This is a genomic window from Anaerostipes faecis (assembly GCF_910574135.1).
Taxonomy (GTDB): Bacteria; Bacillota; Clostridia; order Lachnospirales; family Lachnospiraceae; genus Anaerostipes; species Anaerostipes hominis.
The window spans coordinates 1-12,895 of sequence record NZ_CAJSYK010000012.1; the positions used below are offsets into that span (position 1 = coordinate 1).

The following is a 12,895-nucleotide window of genomic DNA, read 5'->3' on the forward strand; positions in this document are numbered from 1 at the left end:
GGGCTTCCACCTATGATAAAACGCAGGCAGTATTATGAGGATTTGGAACTGGCCGCATAGTCAGTGATATGCTTGAGAAAAATGTGTCAACTAATATTGACAATATCACTTTTACTGAATTTTCAAACTCAAAGATTATAGCATTGCAAGAACAGTTCAGAGATGAAGTATTGGAACGTTGGGGAAATACAGAAATTTTCAAAGAATATGAAGCTACATTCTCAAGAAAAGCAAAAATGCTACAAAATGAAAAAATGGAATCATTTTATTTAGTGGCTCAAGATATATTTAAAAGATTAGCTATGTATGAAGATAAACCCGTTGATTGCCCAGAGGTTCAAAAGATAGTTCACAAATGGCAGGAGTATATTACAGAACATTTCTATGAGTGCAATAAACAAATATTATCGTGCTTAGGTAATCTCTACATAACAGACGAAAGATTTACGAATTTTATTAACCGCTTTGGACAGGGCGATCTGGCAAATTTCTTTCATATGGCTATTGAAGTATTTTGCAGTCGTGAGGAATAGAATAGATATAAGTATAATTAATGTAAAAAAACAACAAATAACTGTTACAGAGCCAGACACGAAGATGCAGAACCGATAATCCAAGAATATAGTCTATGGGTTATCGGCCTATTTTTAAGAGGAAGTGGTATCATGGGAAAATACTAATAATTACATTTAATAATGACGAGGAACAACTCCTGTCCTTATTAAAAAGCAAATAAATAGATTTTATATAGATCCTTTTACTAGAACTTTTATTAGTGAAAAAGGAAAGTCAGTATATCTAACTGCTAAAGAATTTGACCTACTCTATTTTCTCTATTCTTACAAGGGACAGGTATTTACCAAAAAGCAACTTTACGATAACGTATGGGGACATTTGATTTTCTGATTAAGAAAAAAATTTCAACTAAACATTGTAAAGCATATGAAAAAGATGTACAGTGTTAATATCAAGGAGGGTGTTAATACTAAGAGGAATGATTAGTGCTCATGCTCTTGAACGCTAGAAAAGGTGGCCAGCAAAATTTTTATTATGGATTATGCAACAGCAGCATAAGATCAATTATAAATAAAAGAAGTCTTACAAATCTGTAAGGCTTTTTCTTTTGGATTGAAAGCTGAATGTAAGAGGTGGCCTTTATTATAGACAGTAAGAACAGGAGGTATGAAAAAATGCAGAATACAGTCATTTTAGAGACAAAGGATTTATGTAAATATTACGGCAGCGGAGAAAACGAGGTGCGGGCCATCGACCACACATCCCTTCAAATCTACCAGGGTGAATTTGCTGCGATTGTGGGAAAGAGCGGTTCCGGAAAAAGTACTCTTCTTCATATGCTGGGAGGGCTGGACTGCCCTACGGAAGGAAAGATCCTGATTGGAGATAAAGACATCAGTTCCATGAAGGAGGAAGAGATTGCTGTTTTCCGGCGCAGAAAGATCGGATTTATTTTTCAGTCCTTCAACTTAATTTCTTCTTTAAACGTCTGGGAGAACATCGTTCTTCCCATCGGACTGGATGGAAGAAGCGTGAATAAGGTATTCATCAATGAGATTTTGTGTACACTGGGTATCGAGGAGAAGAAGCACAATCTTCCCAACACGCTTTCCGGCGGCCAGCAGCAGCGGGTTGCCATCGCCAGAGCTATTGCGTCAAAGCCTGATATTATTCTGGCAGATGAGCCGACCGGAAATCTGGATACCAAGACCGGAGATGAAGTGATTTCCCTGCTGAAAATGACAGCTAAGAAATACGGACAGACTTTAGTCATGATCACCCATGATGAGGAGATTGCACAGATGGCCGACCGAATTATCCTGATCGAAGACGGCAAGGTGGTGGATTAAATGAAGGCAGTAACACAGTTATCGAAAAAGAATCTGATGCAGACCAGAAGCAGAAGTATCCTCATTGGGATTTCCATCATGCTGACGACGGCTCTCTTAACGATCATCGGTTTAAGCTGTAATGGATTACTGAAAGCGAACAGCCAAAACAGCTCGATACTCTATGGAGATTTTCATGCCGCATTTACCGGGATCAGTGAAGAAAAAAAGCAGGAGATTTCCGTCAGAGGCGAAATTGAAAAGACAGGCTCCATGTCCTCTGTAGCCACGGTAGAGTTGGGGAAAGCCAGCGGCGTGCTTTCCTACTATGACCAGAATGCCCGTGCAATGTCGAACTTAAAGATGACCAGCCAGAGCAGAATTCCCACTGGGGAAAACGAGATCATGGCCCAGAAATCATTTTTTGAGAACCTCATGAAAAAGAAACCTAAGATTGGAGACACGGTCACGGTTCCTTACCGGATCAATGGGGAAGGAGACGTACTGAGAAAAAAATTTACAATTACCGGATTTCTACCTGACAGTGAAATGAATGACCTGAAACAGGCATACGGGGCCGTAGTATCAAAAGAATTTTTTGAAAAGGCTGTCCCTGTGGACCAAAGATCCTATACGGTCTGTGTGAAGATGAAGAAGGCAGATAAAGTCACAGAAAACGGACTGAAGGAGAGTATCAATCACCTTGCAGAGAAACTTTCCATCCCTGAAAAAAATGTTTCCCTGAATACGATATTTATTATGTGGGATACGGACCCAGGGGTAGAAACCGTGGCTGCAGGAGTATTTATCGCGGCGGTTGTCATCTTATTCAGCATCGTTGTCATCTATAATATTTTTTATGTCGGTATGATACAGAAGGTACAGGAATACGGGAAACTGCGGGCCATCGGAATGACAAAGAAGCAGATGAAACAGATGATCTTCCGGGAAGGCATGATATTGTCCGGCATCAGCATTCCTGTTGGACTGATTGCAGGTTATTTTGGAACAGAGCTGTTTTTCGCAAAGATCGCCGGGTTTAGCAGTGTAAACGAAGCCATCAACGAAGTGATCGCAGATACTCAGCTGTTTAGCATACCTGTTTTGGCCGGAGCAGGGATACTTTCGCTGATTACCGTCTGTCTTTCCATGAAGCATCCGATGCAGATTGCAGCCAAAGTGTCTCCGGTGGAAGCGGTACGGTATCAGGAGAACACCGGGAAAAAGAAACAGAAGCGGAAAGGATACAGGCAGGTAAATTTGATCGGTCTTACCAGGGCAAATTTGTCGAGCAACCGGAAACGGACATTGATGACGATCTTTACTATGGGGTTAAGCTGTGTAATGTTCGTGACCATCGCCAATCTGTGCGGCAATATGGACCCGGCCTATGAGGCTGAAAAAGATGTGAAAAAAGGAGATTTCTATCTGACACTGGATACGAAGCTGGATGATAAGACCTATCCGGAGAGAAATCTGAACCGGGTTCAGGAACAGGGGCTCATGAATGCTTCGGTAGTAGATAAGATCAAAAATATCGATGGTGTTACAAAGGTAGAGACTGGTAAATGGGCCGCAGTAAAAGTCCGGGTAAATGGAGAAGAAGGAACTTCGGTCATTCAGATTTTATCCAAAGAGGATTTTGATGCATTTGTGAAAAGCGAATTAGAGCGCGGAAGTGCGGACTATAAGCAGATGGTAAAAGAAAATGGAACCGTCTATCTTTGGGATTACTTCCTCGATGAAAATAGGTATCGCATCGGGGAAAAGATATCTATGGATCTGCTGGACGGAAAGAGAAAAGTACCTCTTACGTTAAAAATTGCCGGTTCTTCAAATTCGCATTTAGATGCCAGCTGGGCTATGACAGAGGAGACATTCAAGAAGCTCCATGTGAAAGGGGATCTGACCAGCGAAATTTATGTTTCCTGCCGTCCGGAAAAAAAGCTGGCAGTGGAAAAACAGCTGAGGAAACTTACAGGAGGCAGCGAGTTTTATGACTTGCTCTCTTACGATGATGCATACCGTACTGCGGATCTTAGCATTGGGTTTCTCAGGGACTCTTTATACGCCCTACTGTTTGTCATTGGGATCATTGGATTTATGAATATGGCGAATACATTGATTACAAGCATTGTTACGCGGAAAAAAGAACTTGGAATCCTTCAGGCACTGGGGATGACCAATGTACAGCTGGCCAGAATGCTCCAGATGGAAGGGCTGATCTTTACGGTGGGTACGCTGCTGATATCACTGACCTTTGGAAATGCCGCCGGATATATTCTGTTCCTGAAATGTAAGAATACCGGAATGATCGGTCTTAATGACTATCATTTTCCCATGGCTGAGATACTTGCGATGTCAGGCATCCTTCTGATGCTGCAGATCATTCTGTCCGCATTTATGAGCAGGAAGTTGCAGAAGGACTCTCTGGTTGAACGGATAAGATACGAAGAATAAATATAAAAAAATTTCCGGAATACTTTTTAAAAGTATCCGGAAATTTTTTTAAAGTATCATATTTCTCAGCATTTCAAGTCTCTGTTTTTCCTGACCGGTCATAGTTTCCGAGAGAGCGTCGATGATGATGCCCGTTTCTTCGTTGGTAAATGCGATGCCCTGTTCTGCCAGGCGGCTGGAGGCTGCCATAAGATCCGGCAGGATGTCTTCCAGGTTTTTGCCCCGGCATTGGTTCACGAGAAGTTCCATAATTTCTATTTTCTTTGAGTCGATGCTCTGAACCGCGCGATTCATTTTCCATTGTTCATCCATGCGGGATACCTCACTTTTTCAGAATTTGATTGATTTGATTTAACAGGTCACTGTTGGGTGCGTTTGCTGCTTCCTGCTTCTCAGGCTGAGACTGGGACATAAACAGCGGCATTAGTTTTGCCATCATGTCAGAATCGGCTGAAGAATTGCCGGGTGAAGCATTGGCATTCGGATTTGCCTGAAGAAAATCCTGATAGGACTGGTACATTTTTGCCATTTTCATCATCTGGAGTATCTGATCGATTTGTTTTGAGGTTTCCTTAGGCGCCCGCATTCTCATCGCGGTAAGCATCATTTCCAGAGAGGCATTGTTCTGGTCCAGCCCGCATGCGGAGAGAGTATCCTCATCGTCAAAGTCTTCCATGATGTTTTGGAGTTCATGGAGTTTGATGTAAAGAGCTGCAGATTTTTTCAGATTGGGAGGGAGATAAGGGAGCGCGTCTTCCAGCATATTGGACGAGTCGTCACGGAAAAAGTGCTCCCAGTGGGTTTGTTTTTGATCCATTTTGTCACAACCTTAGGTTTTATTCTCATATCCTATATTATTAGGAGGTGAAGAAAATTATGAGTGAAATTTTTGTAGAAGAAGAAAATACCGTTTACGAACTGGATGAGGAATGTCTCAGAAGAAAAGGAAAAATGGGATTTTCAAGACAGGGAAATGGAATCATGAAAAAGCAGAGTATGGAAGGCGGCAGCATACTGATTTTGATCGTTGCCCTTTTATGCTGCTTTAAATAATAGATATTTCAGTGTCCGGGGCATCACTTCCGGACACTTTTTTCATTTCACAGGAAAGTTCTACGACCTTCCCTATGAAATAAAAACGCTCCGCGGCACACAAAAAGGGCAGCAGGTTGATTACCCGCTGCCCGTGGTTTATCAGGACATATCAGATTAGCATCCGCATCCGCAGCCACTGCCGCCGCCGAATCCGCCTCCGCAGCAGCACAGTAAGATGATGATCCAAATGATAGAATCACATCCACATTCGCATCCGTCTCCTCTTCCGAATCCGCAGTCGCCTCCGCAGCAGCATAATAAGAGAATAAGAAGAAGACAGTTGTTTCCTCCGAATCCTGAATTGCATGATGTTCCGCAACCTGTTGCAGCTAAATCACTCATGTTGTTTCCTCCTTGATTTTATTTACAGTTTATATTATTCGGTCTCTTCCAATGTGTGCCGGAAAAAGAAAATCTTTTTATTTGCCTGTTACTTTTTTCTGGGAGAAAACGGGGGTTAAAGAATTGTAAGTAAATTGTAACAAACGTAATGAGAAGGTGTGTTATACTCTAACAATAAGATATAAGCAGGGGGAAGGAGAGAGTATGAGGTATTTTAAAAGATGGGCAGCATGGCTGATGTCGGCGGTTCTTTTGGGAACATCGGCTCCCGCCGCGGTTAGTGCGGCTTCCGGAAAAGACCAGGTGACAGAGATGAAAAAGTTGCTTTCCGGCAGACAGGAAGCAGGATATGCGGAGGGAGAAGCACTGGTCATGTACCGGACCACAGTATCAGGGCAGAGGAGCAGATCCGTTCCTTTTTCCTCCGGAATCAAGGTAAAGCAGGCCTGGAATTTTTCGGCGGATGTAAAAGGGAAGACAAGGAGCGCTTCCCGGGACTCTGCAGTTTCTATTGCCAGAGTGACTTCTGGAAAGAGCACAGATGATCTGGTCAGCCAGCTGAAGAAGGAGCCGCAGGTGATTGCGGCACAGCCCAATTATAAGATCAGGCTTTTGGGAGGCAGCGATCCCTGTTTTGATTTTCAGTGGGCAAATAAAAACAGCGGTCAGAATGGCGGCAGTGCCGGGAAGGATGTCGGCTATGACCAGTTTTATGACAAGACATCCGGGTCCAAAGGCAAAGAAACGGTTGTGGCGGTGGTTGACACAGGGATCGACCTCGAACATGAGGATCTCAGGGACAGGCTGTGGACAAACAGGTCAGATGTGATCGCCGGCAGACATGGCTATGATTTTGCCAACCATGATGCAGACCCTTCCGACGATTACGGACATGGGACCCACTGTGCCGGCATCATTGCTGCTCAGGCAGGCAACGGCAAGGGTATTGCGGGCATCAGCCAGAGCAGTGATATTAAGCTGATGGCACTGAAGGTGTTGGATGAAGACGGAGACGGTGAAATATCTGACGTGATTGATGCCTACTATTACATTTATAAGCAGCAGATGGAAGGTGTCAATGTGGCGGCCATAAACAATTCCTGGGGAATAGATGAGGCTGAAGAACAGGAATTGATGAAATATCTGATCGAGCTGGTGGGAAAGAAAGGGGCGGTGACAGTCTGTGCCGCCGGAAACGACAGTAAGGACAATGAAGGGACCGCATCTATTCCGTCAGGCATCGACAGCGATTACGTGATATCGGTTGCGGCATCCAATGATAAAGACGGACTGGCTTCCTATTCAAACTATGGGAAAGAGTCTGTACATATGGCGGCACCGGGGAATCAGATTTTGTCCACAGTCAATGAAGACTGTTTTAATCCTTCGATTTACAGTGACGGCGAGAGAAACTCCAACTGCCAGTTTTATAAAAACTTTAATGACGGTGATGTCTCAGAGATAAGGACAGAGGGAGCAGGCAGCATCGGAAAAGGTACGGTGACGGTATCTGCGGACAGTGATTATTTTGGAAAAGAATCCGCCGGAAAGTCAGCGAAGATCTCAGTGAAGGATGCAGTGCCCGGAGAGATTTATACAGTATATCTTCCTTATGACAGTGCCAAGGGCGCTACAGACTCTTATCTGAGCACGATGCTGAAGGCCTCCAGCAGTCTGGCAGTGGAAGGCGGGGCCGGGCTGGTCATCGCAAAGGACTATAAGCTCGATGAAGAAGGTCAGATTGAAGATCCGCTGACGCCGGAAGATGTCGTCATAAGCATGACGACGGGAACGATCCCTATGATGGCAGCCAACGGCGAGTCGGACACATGGGGACATCTCTCCTATCCAACCCGCAGCACGACAAAGAATGAAAAGCGTGCGGTTGGTATTACCCTGGTCGTGTTAGAGAAGCAGGATTTCACGATCCTTCTGGATGACACTGCAGTCAGCAAGGCAGGTGTATTAAGCCGGAATTTCGGAAAATATGATTTTTCCAGCGGAACATCCATGGCTGCGCCTCTGGTGAGCGGTGCTGTGGCGAACACTTCCTGGTACTATGGCAAGAAGGATGCACTTTCCAACAGGGAAACAGTCCTTGGAATGACAAGAACAGTCAAGGATCTGCCTGTGATCACCAGGGGAGTTCTGGATGGCAGGAAGCTGTCTGATCAGAATGCAATCCTCACCGGGGCAGCAGTTTCCGGGGGCAAAGTCGAGATTCTTACCGGCAGCGGAAAATCTGTCACCGGATCATTCTACTTTATAAAAGGTAAGAACGGGCCGAAAAAAGTCTTTTCAACCGAGGATATTACAAATGGAGGGGATGCAGTCTCCGATGGCAGGAAGCTGTATTATCTGGACAAAGAGCTGAATCTTTATGTGATGGATGAGGAGGAACAGGAGTTTTCCAGAGTAGCCTCTATGGCACGGGAAAAAGCATTTGCAGGCATAAAAAAGGGAGAACTGGACCGGGCAGATCTCAGTCTGGATTCAGCACCGGTCTACTGTGACAGGGCTGTCTATGCGATAGCCGAGGCGGACTTGGGATATGAGACAAAGAGGTCTCTTGTGAGTTACTCATTTCAGACGAAATCATGGTCGAGAGTTGACTCCTATGTGTCGAAAACAGGCGGGGCCAAACTGGAGGGGTCAGCTCTGGCAGCCTATAATGGGAAGATTTATGTGATCGGAGGCCGGAATAAAAAGACCGGAGCTATGGAAAAGAGCGTCTTTGGCTACGACAAGGAGAAAAAACAGTGGTCCAAAGCCCCCGGACTTCCGGAAGGGCGGTATCAGAGTGTTGCTGTCCAGTCAGGAAACCAGCTGATCCTCACCCTGGGCAGCAGCGGGAAGAAAGGGGAGATCCCCAAGAATTTGGTTTATAGTGACAAGAGCAGGAAGTGGGTGAAAAAATCAGCTTCTCTGATACCGAAAAATAAAAGCGAAGAGATATATACGGCGAGTGTGGGTGTATGCAGAGATGGTCTTGCCTATGTGGGCCTTAGTACAGACGGCTGCGGAAATGTGTTCCGGTATTCTGTTTCCAAAGACCGTTTTGAAGCCATGGATTATCAGGCATTCTTTAAAGAAGATATCATAGGGACAACTGTCGGCTCACGGTTTCTTTTCATGCCTGTGACGGAACAGGAAGATTTCGATTATAAAAATTTAAACAGCATGAAGAAGCCGGTTCAGGCTAAAGCACAGAGCGATGAAGACGACGATTATGACGACAGCTGTACGGTATATTCTTATCCTGTAACATCCGGGCTTGTGACGGTGAAAGCGAAAACAAAGCATGGAACCATCTCTGGAAAGGGAGAATACCTGCCGGGGCAGAAGGTGATGGTAAAGCCGAAAGCCGCAAAATATTACTGCTATAAGCCTTCTACTATGAAAGCGGCAGGTAAAAAGGTGAAAGGAAGCAGTTATTCCTTCTGCATCACGGGAAATGTAACAGTATCCGCAGTATTTAAGAAGACTGTTGTAAAACTGAATAAGAAGAAGCTGACTCTTAAAGCTGGAGGGAAATACTGCCTCAAAGCAAAAGTAAAGACTGTGGGCAAAAAGAAGTCGGTTACATGGAAGACGAGTAAGAGCAAGTACGCCACGGTATCCAAAAAGGGCGTGGTAAAGGTGAAGAAGGCAGGCAGAGGAAAGACAGTCACAATCTATGCCAGAGCCAAAGACGGTTCCCGGTCCTATGCGAAAATCAAAGTAAAAATCCGATAGCAAAACCGAAAAAATGATCCCTGTGTTTCTGAATTATAGTATATCCAAAGGGCACACCGTATTTCATACCCTGCGGGTGGACGCGCGTAGCGCGGTAAGGTATAATCAGAGATACAGGGATTTTGTCTGCTTTATTTCAAAAATCATTATCAGGAGGAATTTTTATGTTTGAAGACATATTACATAATGTACAAAAGCATCCGTCTCTTGTTCACTGTATAACCAACTATGTGACGGTCAATGATGTGGCCAACATGGTGCTGGCGTCCGGCGGTTCGCCGATCATGGCGGATGACAAGAGCGAGGTGGAGGAGATCACGAGTATCTGTACCTCACTTGTGATCAATATCGGGACGCTGAATGCGAGGACCGTTGAGGCAATGGTGCTGGCCGGAAAGAGGGCCAATGAACTGGGACATCCGGTTATCCTTGATCCGGTGGGAGCAGGCGCATCCTCTATGAGAACGGAGACGGTAAAGAGACTTTTAAAAGAGGTCCGGTTCAGCGTGATCCGGGGAAATATTTCTGAGATCAAGACGGTATTTGAAGGCAGCGGGGCAACGCCTGGTGTGGACGCCAGCGAAGCAGATGCCGTGACGGAAGAAAACCTTTGGGAAGCAGCGGACATGGCAAAGCGTTTGTCTGCACAGACCGGTGCAGTTGTTGTGATCACAGGAGCCACAGATATAGCAGCAGATGAGCATAAAGCTTTTATTTTAAGAAATGGTGATCCGATGATGGCAAAGATCACCGGGACCGGATGCATGCTTGACGGAGTCATCGCAGGATTTGTGGGGTCCAATCAGGACAAGGTTTTGGAGGCCACGGCTGCGGCTGTGTGTGCCATGGGATACTGCGGAGAGAAGGCCAGAGCAAAATGCGAAGGCACTTCTTCCCTGAGGATGCATTTGATCGATGTCATGAGCAGCCTGACGGCGGATGAACTGGAAAGGGGTGCGGACGTTGAGAGTAGAATCTGAGGCAATGGCCCTCTATGCGGTGACAGATTCGGCATGGGTGGGCAAGCAGACATTGATGGAACAGGTAAAAGATGCGCTGGACGGAGGTATTACATTTCTCCAGCTCAGGGAGAAAGAGCTGGATTATGATGCGTTCTTAAAAGAAGCCGGGGAGATGGCGGAGCTGTCCAGGCAGTACGGAGTGCCGTTTGTCATCAATGATGAAGTAGAGATCGCACTTAAATGCGGAGCCGACGGAGTCCATGTAGGGCAGGAGGATATGGCGTGCCGGAATGCCAGGAAGCTTCTGGGGCCGGATAAGATCATAGGAGTATCGGTCCACAATGTAAAAGAGGCATTAAAGGCGCAGGCCGACGGAGCAGATTATCTGGGGCTTGGAGCAGTGAAAGCCACGCCTACAAAGACCGATGCCAAGGTGGTAAAATTCGAGGAGATAAAAAAGGTATGTGATGCAGTAGATATACCGGTCGTAGCTATCGGAGGGATCAAAAAAGATAATTTAATGGAGCTAAAGGGCAGCCATGTGGACGGGATCGCAGTTGTCTCCGCCATTTTCGGCGCCGAGAACATTAAAAAAGAGACGGAAGAATTGCGAAAGAAAGCAGAGGAGATGAGGGTACGATGAAGACAGTATTAACCATTGCGGGATCTGACTGCAGCGGCGGGGCAGGGATTCAGGCCGATTTAAAAACGATGGCCGCCCATGGTGTGTACGGCATGTCGGCTGTTGCGGCACTGACAGCACAAAATACTACTAAAGTTGCAGGAATTTATAATGTTTCAAAAGAGTTTCTTGAGCAGCAGTTGGACTGTATTTTTACGGATATTTATCCCGATTCGGTCAAGATTGGGATGGTATCGGAAAAAGAGCTGATCCAGGCGATCGCCGGAAAACTGGAGCAATATGATGCAAAGAACATTGTGCTGGATCCGGTCATGGTTTCCACCAGCAAAAGCCGTCTGCTCAGTGAGGATGCCATCGGCACACTGAAAGAGACCTTGTTCCCTCTGGCGGATATCATCACGCCAAATGTGCCGGAGGCGGAGGTGCTTTCCGGAGTGCGCATCCAGACCAAAGAGGATATGCAGGAGGCAGCGACAAAGATCGGGGAATACTTTGACGGAGCTATTCTGATGAAGGGTGGACATTCAGTGGAGGATGCCAACGATTATCTGTTTTGTCATGGAAGGGTAAAGACGTTCCGGGGTACAAGAGTGGACAATCAAAATACCCACGGGACAGGCTGTACTTTATCCTCTGCCATTGCGTGCAACCTTGCCATGGGATGCGATATGGAGACAAGCATTCAGAATGCGAAAGAATATATCACCGGCGCGTTGCTTGATGGACTGGACCTTGGAAGAGGCAGCGGTCCTTTGAATCATATGTACCGTCTGAAATAAAAAAAGCGTCGGCCAAGCGAGAAAGGGGTGTTTTGGTGAGGAAATGCCTGATCAGCCAATTGGAAGTCATAACAGAAGAAGAACAGAGGATTCTGGATGGGCGAGATGTAAGCAGAACCTTATATACTACGAAAAAGACATTTGAGGTAGAGGCCGAAAAGCTTTTGAAGAACGGGCGCCTGATCCAGGTGAGGACACACACAAGATTCACTGATTTTCCGGAGCACAATCATAATTATATAGAGATGATGTATGTGTGTCAGGGAAGGATCACTCATTTTATCGGCGGTAAGGAAGTGGTCATGGAGGAGGGAGATTTTCTTATCCTGAATCAGCATGTCCGCCACAGCATCTGTTGCGCATCCAGAGAGGATCTGGGGATCAACTTTATCGCTCTGCCGGAGTTCTTTGATATTCCGCTGCAGATGCTCCAGGGAAATAATGTGTTAGCTGATTTTCTTGTGGATACGCTCAGACAAAATTCCTTTTCTGAAAAATATCTGCTGTTTAAGCTTTCCGGTATCTTAGAGATTGAGAATCTTATGGAGAACATCGTCTATTCCTTAAAAAACCTGGGCAAAAATGAAGAAAAGATCAACCAGCTGTCCATGGGGCTTGTGTTCCTTCACATCCTGAACCATATAGACAAGCTGGACTATACATCTCCCCAAAATTACAAGGAGATCGTACTCCAGACAACACTGAGTTACATAGACCAGCATTACAAGGAGGCGAATCTTTCTAAGCTTTCAGAGGATTTGAACCAGTCCCTGTCTGTGCTGAGCCGGATGATCAAACAGAATTTCGGACACACGTTCCAGGAACTGGTGCAGAGAAAGAAGTTCCAGAAAGCCATGACACTACTGTCCGAGACGAATCTGTCCATCGCAGATATCGTGGCGGCTGTAGGTTATGAGAACAGCAGCTATTTTTACAGGAAGTTTAAAGAAAAATATCATATGTCCCCCAGAGAATACCGCCTGACTCACCAAAACGGAGATCAAATACGGATTTAAAAGTAAAGTAGTTTATGTT

13 protein-coding genes are annotated in these 12,895 nt (G+C 45.5%); 10 read left to right on the top strand and 3 right to left on the bottom strand.

All coding sequences use genetic code 11. The annotated features are described in order from the left end of the window. The first annotated feature begins 83 nt into the window (after nt 1-83). The 4 genes from QGT46_RS09380 to QGT46_RS09395 all read left to right on the top strand — a co-directional run bounded on the left by QGT46_RS09380 (nt 84) and on the right by QGT46_RS09395 (nt 4,304). Complete coding sequence (locus QGT46_RS09380) at nt 84-533, top strand: TipAS antibiotic-recognition domain-containing protein (protein WP_301590563.1); 450 nt, start codon at nt 84-86, stop codon at nt 531-533. Nucleotides 534-771: 238 nt separating this feature from the next. After that, entirely contained in the window at nt 772-906 is a 135-nt protein-coding gene (locus QGT46_RS09385) for a winged helix-turn-helix domain-containing protein (RefSeq protein ID WP_301590640.1), read from the top strand. Nucleotides 907-1,190: 284 nt separating this feature from the next. Continuing rightward, on the top strand, nt 1,191-1,865 hold the full coding sequence (locus QGT46_RS09390; RefSeq protein WP_148460343.1) for an ABC transporter ATP-binding protein: 675 nt from the start codon (nt 1,191-1,193) through the stop codon (nt 1,863-1,865). Further along, nucleotides 1,866-4,304, top strand: coding sequence for an ABC transporter permease (locus QGT46_RS09395; protein ID WP_301590565.1), 2,439 nt, complete (start codon nt 1,866-1,868; stop codon nt 4,302-4,304). Nucleotides 4,305-4,352: 48 nt separating this feature from the next. On the opposite strand, the gene QGT46_RS09400 is transcribed toward QGT46_RS09395, so the two are convergent. Together QGT46_RS09400 and QGT46_RS09405 are read right to left on the bottom strand one after the other, a co-directional pair. Further along, nucleotides 4,353-4,616 (bottom strand): hypothetical protein, encoded by a 264-nt coding sequence (locus QGT46_RS09400; RefSeq protein ID WP_034549159.1) that lies wholly within the window; start codon nt 4,614-4,616, stop codon nt 4,353-4,355. A gap of 10 nt (nt 4,617-4,626) precedes the next feature. Next, a complete protein-coding gene (locus QGT46_RS09405; protein ID WP_024727173.1) occupies nt 4,627-5,121 on the bottom strand; it encodes a hypothetical protein in 495 nt (164 codons plus the stop codon). A gap of 59 nt (nt 5,122-5,180) precedes the next feature. On the opposite strand from QGT46_RS09405, the gene QGT46_RS09410 reads away from it, so the two are divergent. Continuing rightward, a complete protein-coding gene (locus tag QGT46_RS09410) occupies nt 5,181-5,357 on the top strand; it encodes a hypothetical protein (protein WP_186992435.1) in 177 nt (58 codons plus the stop codon). 156 nt (nt 5,358-5,513) lie between these two features. Here the strand turns inward: QGT46_RS09410 and QGT46_RS09415 are convergent, their stop codons facing one another. Continuing rightward, nucleotides 5,514-5,741 (bottom strand): hypothetical protein, encoded by a 228-nt coding sequence (locus QGT46_RS09415; RefSeq protein ID WP_024727174.1) that lies wholly within the window; start codon nt 5,739-5,741, stop codon nt 5,514-5,516. A gap of 204 nt (nt 5,742-5,945) precedes the next feature. On the opposite strand from QGT46_RS09415, the gene QGT46_RS09420 reads away from it, so the two are divergent. The 5 genes from QGT46_RS09420 (at nt 5,946) to QGT46_RS09440 (ending at nt 12,876) form a co-directional block, all read left to right on the top strand. Beyond that, the gene (locus tag QGT46_RS09420) at nt 5,946-9,476 is read left to right on the top strand and encodes a S8 family serine peptidase (RefSeq protein ID WP_301590571.1); all 3,531 of its coding nucleotides are present in this window, start codon (nt 5,946-5,948) and stop codon (nt 9,474-9,476) included. 164 nt (nt 9,477-9,640) lie between these two features. After that, nucleotides 9,641-10,456 (top strand): hydroxyethylthiazole kinase, encoded by an 816-nt coding sequence (gene thiM, locus QGT46_RS09425; protein WP_270430798.1) that lies wholly within the window; start codon nt 9,641-9,643, stop codon nt 10,454-10,456. A gap of 4 nt (nt 10,457-10,460) precedes the next feature. Then, nucleotides 10,461-11,081, top strand: coding sequence for a thiamine phosphate synthase (gene thiE / locus QGT46_RS09430; RefSeq protein WP_270430820.1), 621 nt, complete (start codon nt 10,461-10,463; stop codon nt 11,079-11,081). Continuing rightward, the gene (gene thiD, locus QGT46_RS09435; protein WP_270430796.1) at nt 11,078-11,860 is read left to right on the top strand and encodes a bifunctional hydroxymethylpyrimidine kinase/phosphomethylpyrimidine kinase; all 783 of its coding nucleotides are present in this window, start codon (nt 11,078-11,080) and stop codon (nt 11,858-11,860) included. The genes thiE and thiD overlap by 4 nt, the downstream gene beginning before the upstream one ends. 35 nt (nt 11,861-11,895) lie before the next feature. Then, nucleotides 11,896-12,876 carry an AraC family transcriptional regulator gene (locus tag QGT46_RS09440; protein ID WP_024727179.1) on the top strand — a complete coding sequence of 327 codons (981 nt, stop codon included), beginning with the start codon at nt 11,896-11,898 and terminating at the stop codon, nt 12,874-12,876. Nucleotides 12,877-12,895 lie beyond the last annotated feature (19 nt).